This is a genomic window from Streptomyces sp. NPDC111606 (assembly GCF_055656945.1).
In genome coordinates this window covers 1-21,980 of sequence record NZ_JBVKBY010000014.1, presented here as the reverse complement: position 1 = coordinate 21,980, position 21,980 = coordinate 1, and the positions used below count along the sequence as shown (strand labels likewise).

General features: G+C 70.9%; 15 protein-coding genes. 12 read left to right on the top strand and 3 right to left on the bottom strand.

What is annotated here, in order from left to right; all coding sequences use genetic code 11:
* Positions 1–119: 119 nt before the first annotated feature.
* Complete coding sequence (locus ACZ7M7_RS37990) at positions 120–3,833, top strand: glycosyltransferase family 2 protein (RefSeq protein ID WP_472125123.1); 3,714 nt, start codon at positions 120–122, stop codon at positions 3,831–3,833.
* The gene (locus tag ACZ7M7_RS37985) at positions 3,830–5,347 is read left to right on the top strand and encodes a DUF5719 family protein (RefSeq protein WP_472125121.1); all 1,518 of its coding nucleotides are present in this window, start codon (positions 3,830–3,832) and stop codon (positions 5,345–5,347) included. Before ACZ7M7_RS37990 ends, ACZ7M7_RS37985 begins: the two co-directional genes overlap by 4 nt.
* 288 nt (positions 5,348–5,635) lie before the next feature.
* On the opposite strand, the gene ACZ7M7_RS37980 is transcribed toward ACZ7M7_RS37985, so the two are convergent.
* Complete coding sequence (locus ACZ7M7_RS37980; RefSeq protein WP_369276208.1) at positions 5,636–6,085, bottom strand: metallopeptidase family protein; 450 nt, start codon at positions 6,083–6,085, stop codon at positions 5,636–5,638.
* A 341-nt stretch (positions 6,086–6,426) separates the two neighbouring features.
* Here ACZ7M7_RS37980 and ACZ7M7_RS37975 point away from each other — a divergent pair, with 341 nt between their 5' ends.
* From ACZ7M7_RS37975 to ACZ7M7_RS37945, 7 genes are all read left to right on the top strand, one after another.
* On the top strand, positions 6,427–6,804 hold the full coding sequence (locus ACZ7M7_RS37975) for a DUF3499 domain-containing protein (RefSeq protein WP_053748143.1): 378 nt from the start codon (positions 6,427–6,429) through the stop codon (positions 6,802–6,804).
* A 148-nt stretch (positions 6,805–6,952) separates the two neighbouring features.
* Positions 6,953–8,569 carry an L-lactate permease gene (locus ACZ7M7_RS37970; protein ID WP_383633451.1) on the top strand — a complete coding sequence of 539 codons (1,617 nt, stop codon included), beginning with the start codon at positions 6,953–6,955 and terminating at the stop codon, positions 8,567–8,569.
* Between the two features lie 113 nt (positions 8,570–8,682).
* Positions 8,683–10,047, top strand: a complete 1,365-nt coding sequence (locus ACZ7M7_RS37965; RefSeq protein ID WP_383633454.1) for a phosphomannomutase/phosphoglucomutase — start codon at positions 8,683–8,685, stop codon at positions 10,045–10,047.
* A gap of 327 nt (positions 10,048–10,374) precedes the next feature.
* Complete coding sequence (locus ACZ7M7_RS37960; RefSeq protein ID WP_086725970.1) at positions 10,375–10,545, top strand: Trm112 family protein; 171 nt, start codon at positions 10,375–10,377, stop codon at positions 10,543–10,545.
* 317 nt (positions 10,546–10,862) lie between these two features.
* Positions 10,863–11,996 carry an SIS domain-containing protein gene (locus ACZ7M7_RS37955; protein ID WP_383615960.1) on the top strand — a complete coding sequence of 378 codons (1,134 nt, stop codon included), beginning with the start codon at positions 10,863–10,865 and terminating at the stop codon, positions 11,994–11,996.
* Positions 11,997–12,114: 118 nt separating this feature from the next.
* Positions 12,115–13,266, top strand: coding sequence for a mannose-6-phosphate isomerase, class I (gene manA / locus ACZ7M7_RS37950; RefSeq protein ID WP_472125116.1), 1,152 nt, complete (start codon positions 12,115–12,117; stop codon positions 13,264–13,266).
* A 188-nt stretch (positions 13,267–13,454) separates the two neighbouring features.
* Positions 13,455–14,435 (top strand): cation diffusion facilitator family transporter, encoded by a 981-nt coding sequence (locus ACZ7M7_RS37945; RefSeq protein WP_427840836.1) that lies wholly within the window; start codon positions 13,455–13,457, stop codon positions 14,433–14,435.
* Positions 14,436–14,511: 76 nt separating this feature from the next.
* Here the strand turns inward: ACZ7M7_RS37945 and ACZ7M7_RS37940 are convergent, their stop codons facing one another.
* Positions 14,512–16,644 (bottom strand): fructose-specific PTS transporter subunit EIIC, encoded by a 2,133-nt coding sequence (locus tag ACZ7M7_RS37940; RefSeq protein ID WP_472125113.1) that lies wholly within the window; start codon positions 16,642–16,644, stop codon positions 14,512–14,514.
* A 552-nt stretch (positions 16,645–17,196) separates the two neighbouring features.
* Here ACZ7M7_RS37940 and ahcY point away from each other — a divergent pair.
* A complete protein-coding gene (ahcY, locus tag ACZ7M7_RS37935; protein WP_383633466.1) occupies positions 17,197–18,654 on the top strand; it encodes an adenosylhomocysteinase in 1,458 nt (485 codons plus the stop codon).
* A gap of 197 nt (positions 18,655–18,851) precedes the next feature.
* Positions 18,852–19,466 carry a hypothetical protein gene (locus ACZ7M7_RS37930; protein ID WP_472125110.1) on the top strand — a complete coding sequence of 205 codons (615 nt, stop codon included), beginning with the start codon at positions 18,852–18,854 and terminating at the stop codon, positions 19,464–19,466.
* A gap of 25 nt (positions 19,467–19,491) precedes the next feature.
* On the opposite strand, the gene ACZ7M7_RS37925 is transcribed toward ACZ7M7_RS37930, so the two are convergent.
* Positions 19,492–20,472 (bottom strand): RDD family protein, encoded by a 981-nt coding sequence (locus tag ACZ7M7_RS37925; protein ID WP_472125108.1) that lies wholly within the window; start codon positions 20,470–20,472, stop codon positions 19,492–19,494.
* 130 nt (positions 20,473–20,602) lie between these two features.
* On the opposite strand from ACZ7M7_RS37925, the gene ACZ7M7_RS37920 reads away from it, so the two are divergent.
* Complete coding sequence (locus ACZ7M7_RS37920) at positions 20,603–21,610, top strand: stage II sporulation protein M (protein WP_472125105.1); 1,008 nt, start codon at positions 20,603–20,605, stop codon at positions 21,608–21,610.
* The last annotated feature ends 370 nt before the right edge of the window (positions 21,611–21,980 follow it).

Sequence of the window (21,980 nt, the reverse complement as noted above, 5' to 3'; positions counted from 1 at the left end):
ACAGGCGGCGGGCCGCCGTGATGCCCAGCCGATAGTGTGGTCGCTCGTCCGAGACGCCGCACTGCCCCCACGGGGCACGGGCGTCCACCGCAGTCCATCGAACCGGGGCCCGTACCTCGATGTCCGTGCACAGCCACACGGCAGCCCATCACGACGTCGCTGCCACACCTGAGTTCCCGCGTCATGTGGTGACCGCGGTCCTCGTCTCCCACGACGGCGCCCGCTGGCTGCCCGACGCGCTCGCCGGGCTGCTCGGCCAGGAGCGCCCCGTCCAGTTCGCCGTTGCCGCCGACACCGGCAGTGGGGACCACTCCGCCCAGCTGGTCACCGACGCCCTCGGCGCCGACCGCGTACTGCACCTCGCCCGGCGCACCGGATTCGGCCAGGCCGTCGAGGAGGCCAACCGCACCGCCCCCGTCCTCACCCCGGACGAGCTGGCATATCTGAAGCGGCCGAGCGGCTGGGACCCCGTCACGCGCACATGGCGCGACGACGCCTACGACATGCCCGAACTCCCCCACGGGGAGCCGGTGCAATGGCTGTGGCTCCTGCACGACGACTGCGCCCCCGAACCCGACGCCCTGGCCCAGCTGCTGCGCGTCGTGGAGAACGAGTACGAGCTGGGCCGCGACGACGTCGCCGTAGTGGGCCCCAAGCTGCGCGGCTGGTACGACCGCCGGCAGCTCCTCGAGGTCGGCGTCACCATCGCCAACTCCGGCCGCCGCTGGACCGGCCTCGACCGCCGCGAACAGGACCAGGGCCAGCACGACCACGTACGGCCCGTGCTGTCCGTCTCCACCGCCGGCATGCTGATCCGCCGCGACATCTTCGAACAGCTCGGCGGCTTCGACCGCCGGCTGCCCCTGATGCGTGACGACGTCGACCTGTGCTGGCGCGCCACGGCCGCCGGCCACCGCGTCCTCGTCGCCCCCGAGGCGGTCGTACGACACGCCGAGGCTTCCTCCCGCGAGCGCCGCACCGTCGACTGCGTGGGCCGCACCTCCGCCTCCCCGCACAAGGTCGACAAGGCGGGCGCCGTCTACACCCTGCTCGTCAACACACGCACGGCCGTGCTGCCCTGGGTGCTGCTGCGCCTCCTGCTCGGCACTGTCCTGCGCACCCTCGCCTACCTCGTGGGCAAGGTCCCCGGGCAGGCCCTCGACGAGATCCGCGGCCTCATGGGCACGCTGCTGCGCCCCGAGCGGATCATCGCCGGGCGGCGCAGGCGCGGGAGTCCCGTCATCGACAAGGGTGAGCTGCGGGCGCTGTTCCCGCCGCCCGGCGCGACCGTGCGGGCCACCGTCGAACAGGTCGCGGGCAGCCTCGTCGGCCGCTCCGACCCCGAGGTCACCTCCGGCGCAGGCCGGCACGGCAGCGCGATCGAGTCCGGACCCGGCGGCGATGACGCCGACTTCCTGGAGATAGAGCAGTTCGCCCGTCTCAAGCGCGTCGCCCGCAAGCCCGGCCCGGTGCTCTTCCTGGTGCTGCTGTTCGTCTCTCTGATCGCCTGCCGGCAACTCCTCGGCGCGGGCGCGCTCGCGGGCGGGGCACTGCTGCCGGCCCCGGCCGACTCCGCTGAGCTGTGGTCGCATTACGTGGACGCCTGGCACCCCGTGGGCGCGGGCGGCACCCCGGCCGCGCCGCCGTATCTCGCGCTCGTGGCGATGCTCGCCTCGATTCTGCTGGGATCGACCGGACTCGCGGTCACCGTCCTGCTCGTCTGCTCGGTGCCGCTTGCCGGCTTCACCGCGTACTTCGCCTCCCGCCCGCTCGTCGAGTCGCGCCTCCTGCGCGCGTGGGGCGCCGTCGTCTACGCCGTCCTGCCCGCCGCCACCGGCGCGCTCGCCGGCGGTCGCATCGGCACCGCCGTCCTCGCCGTCCTGCTGCCGCTCATCGCGCGCGCGGGCATCGCGGCGAGCGGCCTGACGAACGGCTCCGGCGCGCGCGGCAGCTGGCGCGCGACCTGGGCGTACGCGCTGCTGCTGACGATCAGCACGGCCTTCACGCCGATCGTGTGGCCCATCGCGCTGCTCCTCGGGCTCGGAGTGCTGGCGGTGCGCCGCGCCGACATCACCGCCTACGGACTGCGCTTCCTGGCCCAGCTCGGTGTGCCCCTGCTGGTCCTCGCGCCCTGGTCGCTGTCGCTGCTTCCGTTCGGCTTCTTCCAGGAGGCCGGCCTGGAGTACGGCTCCTCCGCCGCGTCCGCCCTGGATCTGCTCGGCGCCAGCCCCGGCGGCCCCGGCACGGTCGACGGGCTGATGCTCATCGGCATCGTGCTGGCCGCGCTGGCCGCCCTGATGCGCTCCGAGCGCCAGTTCGGGATCCGGACGGCGTGGGCGGTCGCCCTCGTCGGCCTCGTCTTCGCGGTCCTGTCCAACAGCTCCACATGGGCCGGCCCCGCGACCCTCGTCTACGGCATCGCCCTGCTGGCCGCCGCCCTGCTCGGCGCCGACGGGGCACGCGCGCGGGTGGCCGAGCAGAGCTTCGGCTGGCGCCAGCCGGTCGCCGCGCTGATCGCCTTCGCCGCGGCCGCGGGCCCGCTGCTCGTCGCCGCCGGCTGGATGATCCGCGGCGCCGACGGGCCGCTGGAGCGGCGCGACCCCGTGCAGGTGCCCGCGTTCGTCGCCGAGGAGAGCGGCACCCGCGACCAGGCCCGCACCCTGGTCCTGGACAGCGAATCCTCCGCCCACGTCGGCTACATGCTCGTCCGTGGCTCCGGCGCCCGCCTCGGCGACGCCGAGCTCGCCGCCGCCGACGGGGAGAACACCAAGCTCGACAAGATCGTCGCCAACCTCGTCGCCGGCTCCGGCGCCGACCAGGCCGACCAACTCGGCGCGTTCGCCGTGCGTTACGTCCTCGTCCACAAGGGCGCGCCGCGTGAGGTCACGCGCGTCCTGGACGCCACGCCCGGGCTCTCGCGGCTGAGCGAGCAGAACGGCAGTGCGTTGTGGCGGATCGACCGGCAGGTGTCGCGGGCGGCCATCGTCGCCGGAGCCGAGTCCGAGTCCGAGTCCGAGCCCGGGTCCGGTTCCGGGGCTGATTCCGGGTCTGCGGCCGGTGGCGGCTCCGGGGCCGGTGAGCCGCAGCCCGTTGCCGCGGGGCCCGTCGAGATCCACACCACGATCCCCAGCGGCGCCGAGGGGCGGGTCCTGCGGCTCGCCGACAGCGCCGACGACGGCTGGACGGCCACCCTGGACGGCAAGCCGCTCACCGCGACCACGGTCGACGGCTGGGCCCAGGGCTTCGAACTGCCCGCCGGCGGCGGCAAGCTGGACGTCACCTACGACGACCCGATCGGCCACAGCGCGTGGCTGTGGGCCCAGGGCTTCCTCGCCCTCGTACTCGTCGTGATGGCCCTTCCCGGACGTCGCCGCGACATCGACGACGACCTGCCCGAGGAGCCGGTCGTCCCGGCCGAGGCCATGGCCGGCGAGGGGCGGCGGGCCCGTCGGTTGCGCGCCCAGGCCGAGGCCGACGCCGAAGAGGCCGGTCAGCAAGGCGAGTTCCCCGCTCCTCCGTCGGAGCCGCCGGCTGCGGCGATTCCCCAGCAGCAGTCCTACGGCGAGTGGGACACGCCCGGTTACGCAGGTGCCGAGTACGGCAACTACGGCGGGCAGCAGTACCCGGCGGGCGGCGCCTACGACCAGGCGTATCAGGCGGATCCGTATCAGGGCGGCCAGTACGACCCGTACGCGTACGGCGGGCAGTCCTCCACGGCGGCGTACGACACGTCGTACGACCAGACGTACCAGCAGGGTTACGACGGCACGTACGACGACCCGGCGCAGCAGCATCAGCACGGCAGTGAGCGTCCCGACGGGAGCCAGCAGTGAACCGCACCACCCTCTCCCTGATCGCCGGCGTCACCGCCCTCGCCGCCGTCACCGGGCTCGCGGCGCTCACGACGCCGGACGCGCCCGGTGCGAACACCGCCAAGGCGGCCGCCGAGCTGCCCGTGGAGCGTACGAGCCTGGTGTGTCCGGCGCCGAGTATCTCGGACCTCGCCGAGACGACGTACACCTCGTTCACCCCCGTCACCAAGGGGACGGCGAGTGACGGGAAGGCCGAACTGCAGTCCGCGGCGCAGGAGAAGGGCGACGCGGCGGACGGCAAGGGCGAGAAGGGCGAGGACGCCGGGAAGGCCGGGAAGGCCGACAAGCCGGTACTGGAGGGCAAGCAGCCGGGGACGCCGATCAGCGGTGATGCGTCCGGGGCCGACTCGCCCGCGCTCATCGGGACCGCCGACGGGAAGTTCGCGCCCGGCTGGACCGTGCAGGAGACCACCGAGGTCGCCGTGGGCACGGGGCGTGGTCTGCAGGGCGTCAACTGCACCGCGCCTGACACCGAGTTCTGGTTCCCCGGGGCCAGTACGGCTCCCGACCGCACGGACTACGTGCATCTGACCAACCCCGACGACGCCGCCGCCGTCGTCGACATCGAGCTGTACGGCAAGGACGGTGCGCTCGAGACCACGGTGGGGGAGGGGATCACGGTCCAGCCGCACTCAGGTGAGCCGATTCTGCTGTCCACGCTCACCAGTGAGAAGCAGGACAACGTGACCGTGCATGTGACTGTGCGCAGCGGTCGGGTCGGTGCCTCGGTGCAGGCGCTGGACGACAAGCTCGGTGGGGACTGGCTGGCGGCGTCCGCCGATCCCGCGGGGAGTCTGGTGCTGCCCGGCATTCCGAAGGACGCCACCTCTGTGCGGCTGGTCGCCTTCACGCCGGGGGACGCCGACGCGGATCTGAAGGTGCGGCTTGCCTCGCCGTCCGGGATGATCACGCCTGCCGGGAACGAGACGTTGCACGTCAAGGCGGGGATGACCAGTGCGGTGGATCTCGGCGACGTCATGCAGGGTGAGGCGGGGTCGCTGGTGCTGACTCCTACGGATCGTTCGGTGCCGGTTGTTGCGGCGGTGCGGGTGGTCCGTGGGAAGGGGGACAAGCAGGAGACGGCGTTCATCCCGGCGAGCCGGGCGGTGGGTACGCGCGCGACGGCGGTGGACAACCGGGCGAAGGGGACGACGTTGTCCGTGACGGCGCCCTTCGGTGCCGCGGAGGTCAAGGTGACGGCTTCTGCGGGTAGTGAGGGCGGTGCTGCGGCGTCGAAGTCGTACACGGTCAAGGCCGGCACCACGCAGGACGTGAAGGTGCCGGTCCCGAGTGGGCTGAAGGGCACGTACGCGCTGACTGTGGAGTCGGTGTCGGGTGGGCCGGTGTATGCGTCCCGGACGCTGGCGGTCACGGAGGACGGGGTGGCCGGGTTCACGGTGCAGACGTTGCCGGACGATCGGGGGATGGTGGCTGTGCCGGAGGCGGATGAGGACTTGTCGGTCCTGCAGAAGTAGGCCGGCGGGATGCCTCCGGCGGTGGGGCGGGATGCCTGCGGCGGCCTGTGGCTGTGGAGTGGGGGTTCGCGTAGCGCCTGGGGTTCGGTGGGTGGGTTGGGGACGTGCCGGGGGGTGTCCGTCCTCGGACCGGCGGTCGCCTTAGGCCAAGAGGTACCGCGTGTTGACGCCGGCCACTGCGGGCGGACACCCCCCCGGCACGTCCCCTGCGCGCTGTACGCGACTGGCGGTCCGTGGGGCCACTGTCCCAAACACCGCCCAGGCCTGGGCCCCTCCCCGTCGGCGGCTTCAGTCCTCGCCGTAGCGGGGGTCCACCGTCTCCGGTGTGAGGCCCAGGAGCTCGGCCACCTGCTCTACGACCACCTCGTGGACCAGGGCTGCTCGCTCGTCGCGGCCCTTGGTGCGGATCTCTACTGGGCGGCGGTAGATGACGACCCGTGCCGGGCGGCCCTCGCGGGCGGGGATGGTGCCGCCCAGGGGGACCGCCTCGTCGTTCCAGGCGCGGCCGGGGCCGTCCAGGCGGGGGACCTCGAGGACCAGGAAGTCCATGTCGGCCAGCTGGGGCCAGCGGCGTTCTAGGCGCTCCACGGAGTCCTGGACCAGGTCGGCGAAGACGTCGGCGCGGCTCGCGGCGAGGGGGACCTGAGGCGGTGCGATCGGGCCGCGCATGCCCCGACCGTGGCGATCACGGCGGCGGGGCCCGGGGCCGGCGGCGCGGGGCGGTACGGGGGTGTCCATCACTGATGAAGGGTAGTCCTCGTGGGCGGTGCCTGTCCGATCTCCATGGGTGGTGAGGGCGAGGTCCGGCCGCTCGTACGGCATGTCTGCAGATGACCATTCCAGCCAAGGTTGGGCTCGTTTCCGTATGCTCCGAGACCGTCGATGGCGAGGTAAATGACGGGGTTTGGGATGAGTGATGACCGGTTTCAAGCGTGTGCCGGATCTTGGGGTGAGGCTTCACTGCAGGTCAGCGAGGTGGGGTGAAAGGGGCGTGTGGGGTGTTTCACAACACGACACGGTGGAGTGAGCCGGGGGAGAGTCGTCGCGGCCCGCTCAAGAGTGCGGTACCGTCCAACGTCGTGAGCCCTGTACGTCGCTGTTCGCGCACCGCTTGCGGCCGTCCCGCCGTCGCGACGCTGACGTACGTCTACGCCGACTCGACCGCGGTCCTCGGCCCGCTCGCCACCTACGCCGAACCCCACTGTTACGACCTGTGCGCCGAGCACTCGGAGCGCCTCACCGCCCCTCGCGGGTGGGAGGTCGTACGGCTGTTGGACAGTTCGGCTCCGGCCCGTCCCAGCGGTGATGACCTGGAAGCGCTTGCCAACGCCGTGCGTGAGGCGGCCCGTCCGCAGGAGCGGGCGGCCGGGGCCGGCGGGGGCGGCGGTCGTGGTGCCGACCCGATGGAGGTCGCGCGGCGTGGGCATCTGCGGGTGCTTCGGTCGCCCGACAACTGACCGTCGAAACAGTCGGATTTCCTGTTTCTCGTGTGCTTGTTTCGTTGAGTGATGCACAAGCATTGACGTGTCGTTGGCGCGGACACGACCATTCCGCATGTCGGAACGAGAAATCGCTTTCCGCATGGCGGAATCCGGGGAGGCGCCCGTGTACGTGCAGGAACTGGAACCCGTCGCAGGCTCGCTCGGCCTGTCCGCGCTGGTGGCGGCCCTGCCGCTGGTGATCGTCCTCGTCCTGCTGGGCGGGGTCCGGATGAAGGCGCACCTGGCGGGGCTCACGGGGCTTCTGGCGGCCGTGCTGGTCGCCTGGCTCGCGTACGGCATGCCGCTCGGTCAGACGCTCTCCAGCGGCGCCCAGGGAGCGCTCTTCGGGCTCTTCCCCATCCTGTGGATCGTCGTCAACGCCCTGTGGGTGTACCGGATGACCGTCCGCACGCGTCATTTCGACATCCTGCGCCGGTCGTTCGGGCGGCTCTCCGACGATCCCCGGATCCAGGCACTCGTCGTCGCCTTCTGCTTCGGGGCCCTGTTGGAGGCTCTGGCCGGGTTCGGGGCGCCCGTCGCGATCTGCGCGGTCATGCTGGTGGCGCTCGGGTTCGATCCGGTGCGCGCGGCGGTCGTCGCGCTGGTCGCCAACACCGCGCCCGTGGCCTTCGGTGCGATGGGAACGCCCGTGGTGACGCTGGCGCAGGTCACCGGACTGCCGCTGGATGACGTGGCCTCCGTGGTGGGGCGTCAGACGCCCTTGCTGGCCTTGGTCGTTCCGCTGGTGCTGGTCGGGCTCGTGGACGGACGGCGCGGGCTGCGGGAGACCTGGGTCCCCGCCCTGGTCTGCGGAATCGCCTTCGCCGTCGCCCAGTTCGCCGCCTCCAACTACGTCTCCGCACAACTCGCCGACATCGGCGCCGCCTTGGCCGGTGCGGGCGCCCTGGTCGCCGTACCGCACGCGCGCGTGCCCGCCACGGAGGCCGTACGCGCGTCGGTGCTGACCGGGTCGCGGAGCGAGGAGTTGGACGAGGACGATCCGCGGCGCGAGGTCGTACGGGCCTATGCGCCGTACGCGTTGATCGTCGTGATCTTCTCCATCGCGCAGATTCCGGTCGTCAAGGACTGGCTGGCCGAGGCGACCCGGACGTTCGACTGGCCCTTCCTGAACGTTGCCAATCCGGACGGGGAGCCGGTCAGCGGCAATGTCTTCAGCTGGCCGATCGTGTCCACCGGCGGCACGCTCGTGCTGCTCGCCGGAGTGTGCGCTGCGGTCGTGCTGGGGGTGCACGCGCGCGTGGCGGTCAGGGAGTGGGCCGCGACCGTGCACGAGTTGAGGTTCGCCATCCTGACCGTGACGTCCGTGCTGGCGCTCGCCTACGTCATGAACCTCTCCGGACAGGCGGCCACCATCGGCTACTTCGTGGCGGCGGCCGGCGCCGGGCTCGCCTTCCTGTCGCCGGTGCTGGGCTGGTTCGGAGTGGCCGTGTCCGGGTCGGACACCTCGGCCAACGCGCTGTTCGGCGCCCTGCAGGTGACGGCGGCCCGCGAGTCGGGGCTGTCGCCGGAACTCCTGGCCGCCGCCAACAGTTCAGGTGGTGTGCTCGGCAAGATGATCTCGCCGCAGAACCTCACCATCGCGTGCGCCGCCGTGGGGCTCGCGGGCCGGGAGGGGGACCTGCTGCGACGCGTGCTGCCGTGGAGTCTGGGCCTGCTGCTGGTGATGTGCCTGATCGTGATCGGCCAGAGTTCACCGGTGCTGGGCTGGATGCTGCCCTGACCTCCGCGCTGACCTGAGGTTACGGCTGGGAGTCCACTCAGCGGTCACCCAGCGCAGTGTCAGTCCGGGCGGGTAGTTTGGGGTGACCGATAGGACTTTCAGGAGGGTTGGCCGTGGCTGCTGATCTGTCACAGCTCGTGAAGGCGTACGACGTGCGCGGGGTCGTCCCGGACCAATGGGACGAGTCCCTGGCCGAGCTCTTCGGAGCCGCCTTCGTGCGGGTGACCGGCGCGAGCGCGATCGTGATCGGGCACGACATGCGACCCTCGTCCCCCGGTCTGTCCCGCGCCTTCGCGCGCGGAGCGGCGACCCAGGGCGTCGACGTCACCGAGATCGGCCTGTGCTCCACCGACCAGCTGTACTACGCGTCGGGCGCGCTGAACCTCCCGGGCGCGATGTTCACGGCGTCGCACAACCCGGCCCAGTACAACGGCATCAAGATGTGCCGCGCGGGCGCGGCCCCGGTCGGCCAGGACACCGGCCTCACGGAGATCCGCGAACTGGTCGAGGGCTGGTCCGAGTCGGGCGCCCCGGAACCGGCCGCGCAGACGGGAACGATCACGCAGCGGGACACGCTGGAGGACTACTCGGCCCACCTGCGCTCCCTCGTCGACCTGACCTCCATCCGCCCCCTGAAGGTCGTCGTCGACGCGGGCAACGGCATGGGTGGCCACACGGTGCCGACCGTGCTCGGCGGCCTCCCGCTGGACGTCGTCCCGATGTACTTCGAGCTGGACGGCACGTTCCCGAACCACGAGGCGAACCCGCTGGACCCGGCGAACATCGTCGACCTTCAGAAGCGGGTCCGCGAGGAGTCCGCCGACCTGGGCATCGCGTTCGACGGCGACGCCGACCGCTGCTTCGTCGTCGACGAGCGCGGCGCCCCGGTCTCCCCGTCCGCCATCACCGCCCTGGTGGCTTCGCGTGAGCTCGCCAAGCACGGCGGCAAGGGCACGGTCATCCACAACCTGATCACCTCCTGGTCGGTCCCGGAGGTCGTCAAGGAGAACGGCGGCACGCCGGTCCGTACCCGCGTCGGCCACTCCTTCATCAAGGCCGAGATGGCCACGACCGGCGCGATCTTCGGCGGCGAGCACTCCGCCCACTACTACTTCAAGGACTTCTGGAACGCGGACACCGGCATGCTGGCCGCCCTGCACGTCCTTGCTGCCCTCGGCGGCCAGGACGGCCCCCTGTCTGGCCTGGTCGCCCAGTACGACCGCTACGCCGGCTCCGGCGAGATCAACTCCACCGTCGCCGACCAGGCGGGCCGCCTTGCGGCCATCAAGTCCGCCTACGAGGCCCGAGAGGGCGTCGAACTCGACGAACTCGACGGCCTGACCGTCACGGCCGCCGACTGGTGGTTCAACGTCCGCCCGTCCAACACGGAGCCGCTGCTGCGCCTCAACGCGGAGGCACGGGACGAGGCGACGATGGCGAAGGTGCGGGACGAGGCGTTGGCGATCATCAGAGGTTGAGGGGCGCGCCGGGGGGGGGCGAGGGTTGCGCACGTACACCGGCTCTGCCATCTCGGCGCCGGTCCAGGCAACTCAGCCCGTCGGCGTTTGAGGACGAGGCCGTTCAGGCCGAAGCGGGGGTCTGGGGGCGGCAGCCCCCAGGGACCCGGGTGGAAGGGGCAGAGCCCCTTCAAGGACGGGAAGGGTAGGGGCGGCGGGGGCGAAACAACCCCCACCACCCCCACCGCCGCCCAACCCCGGCACCCCGCCCCCACCGGCGGTACGCTGACCAGGCACATCCGCACACACGCACGTAACCGCACCCACCCGCCCCAGAAGGGACACCTCATGCCGCTGGAAGCCGGCCTCCTGGAGATCCTCGCCTGCCCGGCCTGCCACGCCCCTCTCAAGGAGCAGGACGCCGAGCTGATCTGCACCGGCCAGGGCTGCGGCCTGGCGTACCCCGTCCGCGACGGCATCCCCGTCCTGCTCGTGGACGAGGCCCGCCGCCCCGCGTAACGGGCCGCCCCGGCACTGGCGCAAGGGCGACGGAACGACCGGTCACCGTCCGGGACCAAGCAGCCCCCGCCGTACAGACGTCCGGCCTCCGCTGCCGCCCCCGGCGGCGCACCGTCCCGGCCCGCGGCGCACGGACTCCGGCCACCGCCAGCAGACGACCGCCGGCGGATGCCGCCACCAGGACGCCCGGAACCCAGCACCACCCGGAACCAAGCCCCCACCGGCGCCCCCCGGACCGAGCAAGCCCCCCGACGCACACCCCGCCCCCGCGCAAGACCCCCGCCCTCAAAAGAACCGGCGATCGGAGGCTGCCGCCCATGCTCGACGAATCGTTGCTGGACACGCCGGAGGCGCTCGCCGAGGCCGACCGCCGTGCCCTGCTGCGCGGCGCGGCCGAAGCAGGTGCCCGTGTCCGCACCGCCGCCCGGCACGCAGCCGAGGCCGGCATCAACGACCTCAAACCCGACGGCCGCCCCCGCGCCATCCTCATCGCGGGCCCCGGCGCCGCCGCCATCTGCGTCGCCGACCTCCTCGGCACCCTCGCAGGCGCCACCAGCCCCGTCACCCGGCTGGCTCCGGCCGGCGTCGCCCCCGCCGCGGGTGCTCTGCGCTGGGAGCTCCCGGGCTGGGCCGGCTCCGTGGACCTGTTGCTGATCACCACCCCCGACGGCAGCGAGCCGGGCCTGTCGCTCCTCGCCGAGCAGGCCTACCGCCGCGGCCTCACGGTCGTCGCCGTGGCCCCCGCCGGCTCCCCGCTCACCGAAGCCGTGCACAACAACCACGGCCTGTTCGTGCCGATGGCGACCGCCCCGTACGACGAGGGGGAGGAAGAAGTCCTCGCCGCCTCCGCGCCAGGCGTCCTGTGGGCCCTGCTCACCCCGCTGTTGGCGCTCCTCGACCGCACCGGCATGCTCACCGCTCCGCCCGACGCCGTCGAGAAGGTCGCCGACCGCCTCGACCACATCGCCGAACGCTGCGGGCCCGCCATCGCGACCTACAGCAACCCCGCCAAGACCCTCGCCGCGGAACTCGCCGACTCGCTCCCGTTGATCTGGACCGAGGGCGTCTCCGCCGGCCCGGCCGGCCGCCGCTTCGCCGCCGCGCTCGCCGAGCTATCCGGCCACCCCGCCCTCGTCGCCGAACTGCCCGAGGCACTCGCCGACCACAGCGCCCTGCTCGCCGGCCGACTCGCGGCGAACGCCGACCCCGACGACTTCTTCCGCGACCGCGTGGAGGAGACACCGGCCCTGCACGCGCGCGTGGTGCTGCTGCGCGACCGCCCGATCGGCGGCCTCACCGCCGCGCCCGCCGCGCGCGACCTGGCCCTGAGCCATGACACGCCGATCAGCGAACTCGAGCCGGAAACAGGCGGCGAGCTGGAGACCCTCGCGGAACTGATCGCCATCACCGATTTCGCCGCCGTTTACCTGGCGCTCGCTTCGGGAGCCTGATCTGTCCCAGGGGGCCCTGGCAGCCGTACGCAGCAGAAACCGGCAGGCGTACACAAGGCGAACCGGCGGCCCCCACGAAGAGAACCCGCCTACCCGCAGAGAGCAGGCAGACAACCGCATGGACCGCCTCGACAACACCGTCCGCCCCTACGCCTGGGGTTCCACCACCGCGATCCCGAAGCTCCTCGGGGCCGAGCCGACCGGCGAACCGCAGGCGGAGATGTGGATGGGCGCACACCCGGGCGCACCCTCGCGCACCGAGCGCGGCACGCTGGTCGAGGTCATCGAGGCCGACCCGGAGCGTGAGCTGGGCGAGGCGGCCGTGGCGAAGTTCGGCCCTCGCTTGCCCTTCCTGCTCAAGATCCTCGCCGCCGGCGCCCCGCTCTCCCTCCAGGTGCACCCCAACCTGGAGCAGGCGAAGGAGGGTTACGAGGACGAGGAGCGCCGGCGCATCCCGGTGGACGCGGGCCACCGCAACTACAAGGACGCCAACCACAAGCCCGAACTGATCTGCGCGCTCACCGAGTTCGACGGCCTGTGCGGCTTCCGCGACCCCATCGCGGCAGCCGATGCGCTGGACGGCCTCGGCGTCGACTCCCTCAAGCCGTACGTCGACCTGCTGCACGCCCACCCCGAGGACGCGGCCCTGCGCGAGGTGCTCACCGCGGTCCTCACCGCCGACCCGGACGAGATGGCCCGCACGGTCGCTGACGCCGCGGCCGCCTGCGCCCGCCTCGGCGGCGACTACGCCCCGTACGCCGAACTCGCCCACCACTACCCCGGCGACCCCGGCGTCATCGCCGCCATGCTCCTGAACTACGTCCGCCTCCAGCCCGGCGAGGCTCTGTTCCTCGGCGCCGGCATCCCGCACGCCTACCTCAGCGGCCTCGGCGTCGAGATCATGGCCAACTCCGACAACGTCTTGCGCTGCGGCCTGACCCCCAAGCACGTCGACGTCCCCGAACTCCTGCGCGTCGTCCGCTTCGAGGCCGGCGACCCCGGGGTGCTGCGCCCGGAGGCGTCCCCGGACGGCGAGGAGGTCTACGAGACCCCGATCGACGAGTTCCGGCTGTCCCGGTACGTCCTCCCGGAGGGCACCACCGCCCACGACGTCACGCGCGCGACCCCGCAGATCCTGCTCTGCACGGCGGGCTCCGTCCGCATCGGCGAGCACGACCTGACGCCCGGTCGGTCCGTCTTCGTACCGGCAGGCGAAGAGGCCGAAGTGTCCGGTGCCGGTACGGTCTTCCGCGCCACGGTCGTCGCCTGACCGAGGGCATCCGAAGACCCGGCGCGCCGTTGTCGGACCGGGCTGCAACAATGGCCCACCGGCAAAGGACGGGCAAAGCCGAACGGGGGCCGCACGCCTCCCTCGGCGACGCCCTGAACGGCGTACGGACGTGCAGACGTGCGGGCGTACAGGCGTACGAAGACGAAGGCGAAGGGACAACGCGACACATGAGCGCGTCAGGCGGTACCAAGGCGATCGTGGCGGCACTCGCCGCCAACCTCGCGATCGCGGCAGCGAAGTTCGTCGCGTTCGCGTTCAGCGGCTCGTCGTCGATGCTCGCCGAAGGCGTGCACTCGCTCGCCGACTCCGGCAACCAGGCCCTGCTGCTGGTCGGCGGCAAGAAGGCCAAGCGCGAGGCGACCCCGCAGCACCCCTTCGGCTACGGCCGCGAGCGCTACATCTACGCCTTCCTCGTCTCGATCATCCTGTTCTCCGTGGGCGGCATGTTCGCCCTCTACGAGGGCTACGAGAAGATCAAGCACCCGCACGAGATCGACCACTGGTACTGGCCGGTCGGTGTTCTCGTCTTCGCGATCATCGCCGAGACTTTCTCCTTCCGTACGGCCATCAAGGAGTCCAACGTCCTGCGGGGCAAGAAGTCCTGGAAGGAGTTCGTCCGCCACGCCAAGGCGCCCGAACTGCCCGTCGTCCTCCTGGAAGACCTCGGCGCGCTGGTCGGCCTGATCCTCGCCCTGGGCGGCGTCGGCCTCGCCCTGCTCACCGGCGACGGCGTCTGGGACGGCATCGGCACCATCTGCATCGGCGTCCTGCTCGTCCTGATCGCGGTCGTCCTGGCCATCGAGACCAAGTCGCTGCTGCTCGGTGAGGCCGCGGGCGCCGAGGACGAGCAGAAGATCGAGGCCGCCATCGTCGACGGTGACGTGGTCACCCGCATCATCCACATGCGCACGCTCCACCTCGGCCCCGAGGAGCTCCTGGTCGCCGCCAAGATCGCGGTCCCGCAGGGCGACACGGGCGCCGAGATCGCCTCCGCCATCGACGCCGCCGAGGCCCGCATCCGCGAGGCGGTCCCGATCGCCCGCGTGATCTACCTCGAGCCCGACATCTACAGCGAGGCCGAAGCAGCCAAGGGCGCCGACCGCAAGGCAGCGCCGGGCGGCCCGACGCCCGACGGCACCGACCACTGACGTTTCGTAGGACAACGCACAACTGACAGCGGGGCCCGCCGAGTCGCTCGGCGGGCCCCGCTGTCAGTTGTCCCGGCTACCCGACCTCGCGCAGCACCCCGAGGACGGCCGACTCGTCCGGCGCGGCCAGCAGCCGCTCCCGGAACCCGGCGTCCATCAACTTCCGCGACAGCAGCGACAGAATCCGCAGATGCTCGTCGCCCGCGGCCGCCTCCGGTACGGCGATCATGAACACCAGCCTCGCCTTCGTACCGTCCAGCGAGTCCCACTCGACGCCCTGCACGGACCGCGCGAAACCGACGACCGGCGCGGTGACCGCATCGGTCTTGGCATGCGGGATCGCGATCTCCTCACCTAGCCCGGTCGTACCCTGCGCCTCCCGCCGCAGCGCGGTCGCCACCAGCTCGTCCACGTCCGCGACCTTGCCGGTCCCCGCCAGCAGCTCGGCCATCTCACGGATCGCCGACTCCTTGCCGGCGGCGTCGAGCCGCACCTTCACGGTCTGCTCGGTGAGGTAACCGGAAAGAACCTCGGCAGGGGAATCGTCGGCTTCGGGCTCGTCCGCGGCACCCGTGGACGCTGCGAGCGACCCCGTCGGCGACGCACTCGAGCCGGTCGCCGCCGCCTCACGTACGGCAGCCTGCGCCACGACCGCAGCTGCTCCGGCGCCCGGCACTCCCGCACCCGCACCGACCAGCGCGGGCTCGAGCCCGGCCGTACCCGTACCCGTGCCGGCGCTGACGAGAGCCTCCCCGCGCCTCCTGCGCTCACTGACATCGACCAGGGCGACCGTCGTCAGCGCGGTGACGACCGTGCCGATGGCCACGGCCACGAAGAACATCGGTACGCCGCTCACCGCGCCCAGCACCGCCACGATCGGCCCGCCGTGCGGCACCGCGTCCTCCACGCCGGCGACTCCGGCGATCGCACCGGCGACCGCGCCGCCGAGCATGTTGGCCGGGATGACCTGCGCGGGCCGTGCCGCGGCGAACGGGATCGCGCCCTCGGAGATGCCGAAGCAGCCCATGAACAGCGAGGCGAGCCCCGTCTCCCGCTCCTGCTCGGTGTACAGCCGCTTGCGCATCAGCGTGGCGAGCCCCTGCCCCAACGGCATGACCGGGATCGCCGCCGCGCACATGCCCATGACCGTCTGGTTGCCGGTCGCGATGAGCCCGGCGCCGAACAGGAACGCCGTCTTGTTGACGGGCCCGCCCATGTCGAACGCGATCATCAGCCCGAGAATCGCGCCGAGCAGGATCGCGCTCGTGCCCGTCATCCCGCTGAGCCAGTCGGTCAGGCTCTCGAACACCCAGGAGATCGGCTTGCCGATGACATGGATGAAGAACAGCCCGAGCGCCGTCGTCGCCACGATGGGGATGACGATGATCGGCATGATCGGCTGCGCGAACTTCGGAACCTTGATCTTCTTGATCCACAACACCAGATATCCGGCGAGGAACCCGGTCACGATCGCCCCGATGAACCCGGCGCCCGCCTTGGAGTCGTACAACTCCCCCGTGTTGGCGATCCAGCCACCGATCATGCCCGGCACGAGCGCGGGCCGATCCCCGATGGCATACGCGATGTAACCGGACAGGATCGGCACCATCAGCGTGAAGCCGATGACACCGATGTTGTTCACGTCCATCCAGAAGGAGTCCTTCGGGATGACCAGACCGCCCGACGGGTCGGTGTGCCCACCGAGCGAGAGCGATATCGCGATCAGCAGCCCGCCGACCACGACGAACGGGATCATGTAGCTGACCCCGTTCATCAGCGCCTTGTACCCGACGCTCCGCTCCTTGCCACCGCCGGCCCCCGAGGCCGAGGTGACCGCCCCCGCCTCGTGGACGGGCGCCGACAGCACCTGCTCGATCAGCCGCTCGGGGTGGCGTATGCCCTCGGCCACCCCGACCGCGAGGACCCGCTTGCCCGCGAAACGGCTCAGGTCCACGTCCTTGTCCGCGGCGACGATGATGCCGTCCGCGGTGTTGACATCGTTGTCATCGAGAACGTTTTCAGCCCCGATGGATCCCTGCGTCTCCACCTTCATGTCGATGCCGCGGCTCTCGGCAGCCTGCGCGAGCTTTTCCGCCGCCATGTACGTGTGTGCAATGCCGGTCGGGCATGCGGTCACCGCGAGCAGCTTCAACCGCTTCTGCTCGTCGCTGCCGCCGCCCGTGGGGGGAGGGCCGGCCGGACTGGTCACGTCGATCTCCTAACGCCTTTGTTCGTGCGGACCACCGTCCCGGACAGCCCGCAAGATCGATCAGTTGTTCAGATCTCCCGGGCATCCTGCCCCACCTCGCCACAGCCTCAAAGTGGCGAAAGTGGCTCTTCGCCCCGGTTTGCTCCCTCCTGCGTACGGTTCGTTGGTGTCCTGTTATCGCTCCCGCGCAGCACCTCCCCACCCACGACGGCCACCGGCCCCGCCTGCCGACCGGTGAACTTGCCGCTGCCCTCCCGACTCCGGGCCGCCTCGATGGCGGGATCCGTACGGAGCCGGACGAGCCAGACCGGGAACGCCCAGGCCTCCCGCTGTGGCTCCCGGGCGTCCCGGTGTAGCTTGGGACAGAGCCAGACGTCGCTGCTGATGGCGGTCGGGCGGTCCCGACACGGACCGGCCGAGGGAGAGAGGGCCTCCGACGGACTGCGCTGCGCGTACGCGGGCATGCCTGTGTCCTCTTCGGGCACCCCGGTGTCCGCCGCCGTGCAGACCAGCCGTACCCACCCTCGACCCAACCCCGAGGAGCAGCTCGTAATGACGACTGTCGAGAACCGACAGGACTTCAAGGTCGCCGACCTCTCCCTGGCCGACTTCGGCCGCAAGGAGATCACCCTCGCCGAGCACGAGATGCCCGGCCTGATGGCGATCCGCAAGGAGTTCGCCGCCACCCAGCCGCTGGCCGGCGCCCGCATCATGGGCTCGCTGCACATGACCGTGCAGACTGCCGTCCTGATCGAGACCCTGGTCGCCCTCGGCGCCCAGGTCCGCTGGGTGTCCTGCAACATCTTCTCCACCCAGGACCACGCGGCCGCCGCCATCGCCGTCGGCCCGAACGGCACGCCTGAGAACCCGCAGGGCATCCCCGTCTTCGCCTGGAAGGGCGAGACCCTGGAGGAGTACTGGTGGTGCACGGAGCAGGCCCTGACCTGGCCGAACACCCCCACCGGCGGCCCGAACATGATCCTCGACGACGGTGGTGACGCCACCCTCCTCGTCCACAAGGGCGTCGAGTACGAGAAGGCCGGCAAGGTCCCCTCGGTCGACACCGCCGAGAACGACGAGCACCGCGTCATCCTCGAACTCCTGAACCGCACCATCACCGACGGCTCCCAGAAGTGGACCCAGCTCGCCTCCGAGATCCGCGGCGTGACCGAGGAGACCACGACCGGCGTCCACCGCCTGTACGAGATGCAGCGCGACGGCGTCCTCCTGTTCCCGGCGATCAACGTGAACGACGCCGTCACCAAGTCGAAGTTCGACAACAAGTACGGCTGCCGCCACTCCCTGATCGACGGCATCAACCGCGCCACCGACGTCCTGATCGGCGGCAAGACCGCGGTCGTCTGCGGCTACGGCGACGTGGGCAAGGGCTGCGCGGAGTCCCTGCGCGGCCAGGGCGCCCGTGTGATCATCACCGAGATCGACCCGATCTGCGCCCTGCAGGCGGCGATGGACGGCTACCAGGTCACGACCCTCGACGAGGTCGTCGACAAGGCCGACATCTTCATCACCACGACCGGCAACAAGGACATCATCATGGCCTCGGACATGGCCAAGATGAAGCACCAGGCGATCGTCGGCAACATCGGCCACTTCGACAACGAGATCGATATGGCCGGCCTCGCCAAGATCCCGGGCATCGTCAAGGACGAGGTCAAGCCGCAGGTCCACACCTGGAAGTTCGCCGACGGCAAGGTGCTGATCGTCCTCTCTGAGGGCCGCCTGCTGAACCTGGGCAACGCCACCGGTCACCCGTCCTTCGTGATGTCCAACTCCTTCGCGGACCAGACGCTGGCCCAGATCGAGCTGTTCACCAAGCCGGATGCCTACCCGACCGGCGTGTACACGCTGCCCAAGCACCTGGACGAGAAGGTCGCCCGCCTGCACCTGGACTCGCTCGGCGTGAAGCTGACGACGCTCCGCCCCGAGCAGGCCGCGTACATCGGCGTCGAGGTCGAGGGCCCGTTCAAGCCGGACCACTACCGCTACTGAGCCGAGCCGCCGCTGAGCCGCTGCCGAACCGGGTGGCTGCTCAGCCGGCGACGCGCTCCGTCGGCAGCAGATCCTCCGAGGCAGGCCCCCGCACCCCCGTGCCGGGGGCCTGCCCCTTTGGCCCGTGCGGCCCTCTCAGCCCGCGCGACCCCCGTGGCCCGCCCGGGCGGACCAGCCCGTCAACACCCAGGACCCCGATGCCCCGCGGCCGTTATTCGCTCCACGATCCGCACGATCACACCCCCCTCGCAGAAGAGCACTTCCACTGCGCCCCCGGCCCGTCCGGCTGGCGCTACGTCTCCCAGCTGACCACCCCTGCGGGCGATCACAGCGGCTCCGTCGACCTCGCCCTGGACGAACTCGGCCGCCCCATCCGCCTCGAACTCCACGCCGGTGGCTGGCAGGTACGCGGTGCCGCCATCGACGGCGTCACCTGGGTCCGTACCGACCCCACCGGGGTTCAGGCCACAGAAGGCAATGTGCGCGCCCATGCCTTCTCCGGAACCTCCCCCGCGTTCCTCATCGCCACCACTCGTCTCCTGCGCCTCACCCCTTCCGCCTCGGCAACTCGCGTACGCCTCCTGGCCTTCACGGACCCGGTCCTCGCCGCCCGCACCGTGGACCAGTCCTGGGCCCTGGTGAACAGAGAAACACACGCCACTGACAACGGCCCTTTGACCGTGGACGAGTACCAGGTCACAGCCCTGGACACCGGCGAGCAGCACGCCGTGCACATCACGGGCGACGTAGTCCTCGCAGCCCCCGGCATCGAGCTCGAGGACCTGGAATCGCCGCCGTCGACGTTCAGTTGAGCGACGGCCCCCGGCCTGGAAGGAGCTAGGCCGGCGGGGCAAAGCCCGTGGAGGGCCGGTCGTCCGCCGGCGCATCCTGCGGCGCCGGCGGCTGCCGCACTGCGTCACGCGGCGCCGAGGAACCATCCCCTTCCACGCCGTACGGGGAAGGCGGAGGCGCCGCAGCAGGGGTCGCCACAATCGGTGGACCGTACGCACCAGCCCCACCAGTCCCAGCCCCCGCATCACTCACAGTGGGCGCACCACCCTCGAACACCCCGTGACTGAAGGCCCGCCGTGCCTCCCGCGCCTGCCGCTCCTGCAGAACCGCCGCCAGATACGCCGCCGGCGGGACACCCTGCGGCGCCGGAGTGCCCGTACGCGCCGCGAGGTCCGTGGCCAGCTGCTCCGCCATGCTCCAGCCGACCTGCGGGTCGAGTTGCTGCATCCGCGTCAGGTACTGGCGAATGGCCAGCCACAAACCATCGGGAACCGCCGACAGATCAAGCCCCGAGAACCGCCCGGCCAACCACGGTGGAGGCGGCGGCACAAACCCCGCCCGAGCGACGGGCACCCGCTCCCGCACGACGAGAGTCCCGGCGAAGACATCACCGAGCCGCCGCCCGCGCGCGGACACCAGCGAGGCGATGACCGCGACGACACCGAGCGTCATCAGAATCTCGATCACGCCTATGAGGCCACGCACCAGCGCGTGCCGGAACCGGATCGGCCCACCGTCGTCACGTACGACCCTCAAGCCGCACGCCATCTTCCCGAGCGAGCGCCCATGGCTGAGCGTCTCGACCGCGATCGGCCCGCCGACCAGCAGCAGAACGAACATCGCGATCGACAGCGCGGTCTGCGCCGCCTCGTCCAGGGAAGCGGTGGCAGCCACGACGCCAATGGTCACGACGATGTAGGCGATCACAGCCACGGCCAGATCAAGCAGCACGGCCAAGGCCCTGCTGGGCAGCTTCGCGGGGCGCAACTCCAGCGCCACCGCCTCGCCCGTCACCAGCTCACTCACGCCGACCGTCCTTCCCCTGATCTGCCCCTGAAATGGCCAGTCTGCCAAGCTGAGGGCGCATCACGCCGCAGTACGACAAGCTGACACCTACGACGAGTCGCCGACGAACAGCCGAGGAGCAGAAAACCAGATGGACCTCGACGTCTTCGTCACCGCCCACCGAGCCGAGTGGGACCGCCTCGACTCCCTCCTAGGACGCCAGCGCCGTCTCACCGGCGCCGAGGCCGACGAACTCGTCGCGCTCTACCAGCGCACCGCCACCCATCTCTCCCTGATCCAGTCCAGCGCGCCCGACCCACACCTGACCGGCCGGCTCAGCCAGCTGGTGGCACGCGCGCGGAGCGCGGTGACAGGCACTCGACGCGCCTCCTGGCGTGACGTCACCCGCTTCCTCGCCTACGGATTCCCGGCCGCCGTATACCGGTCGCGCCACTGGTGGGTGCCCACGGCGCTCCTGTCCACCCTGGTCGCGACCCTCCTGGGCTGGTGGATCGGCACCCATCCCGAAGTACAGGCCACGATTGCCGCCCCCAGCGAACTACGCGAGCTCACTCGCCCCGGTGGCCAGTACGAGACGTACTACTCCAGCCACCCCGCGGCCTCCTTCGCAGCCCAGGTCTGGACGAACAACGCCTGGGCCGCCGCCCTCTGCCTGATCCTCGGCGTCTTCCTCGGCCTTCCGGTCCTCTGGATCCTCTTCCAGAACATGCTCAACCTCGGTGTCGGCTTCGGCCTGATGTCCTCAGCAGGTCGCCTCGACACCTTCCTCGGCCTCGTCCTGCCGCACGGTCTCCTCGAACTGACCGCCGTCTTCGTCGCCGCAGGCACCGGCCTACGCCTCGGTTGGACCCTCATCGATCCAGGCCCTCGTACGCGACGCTCAGCCCTCGCCGAGGAGGGCCGAGCCGCAATAGGCATGGCAATAGGCCTCGCTCTGGTCCTCTTCATCTCCGGCGCCATCGAAGGCTTCGTGACCCCATCCGGCCTGCCCACTTGGGCGCGCATCAGCATCGGCGTCGCCGCTGAGCTGGCCTTCCTCGCATACGTCTATGTCCTCGGCGGCCGTGCCGCCCGTGCCGGGGAGACGGGCGACGTCGAGGCTGCCGAGCGCAGCGCCGCCGTTCCGACCGCGGCCTGATGTGCGGGTACGCCCGCTGAGCTGCTAGTCTCCTCTTCGCCCCACAAGAGCCGTTGACGCGGAGCTGGCGGGGAGGTAGATTTGAACAGTTGCCTGGAAGTGGATGCGAGTCCAGCCGGGCAGATTGACTATCTATCTGCTTCCGTGGAACTTCGATTCCCGAGAAGCCCCTCCCGATGATTTCGGAAAAGAGTGGCTGGTCAATCCGGCCCGGAACTTCTGATAAAGTCGGAGTCGCCGGAAAGGGAAACGCGAGAGCGGAAACCTGGAAAGCGCCGAGGAAATCGGATCGAGAAAAGGTCTGATAGAGTCGGAAACGCAAGACCGAAGGGAAGCGCCCGGAGGAAAGCCCGAGAGGGTGAGTACAAAG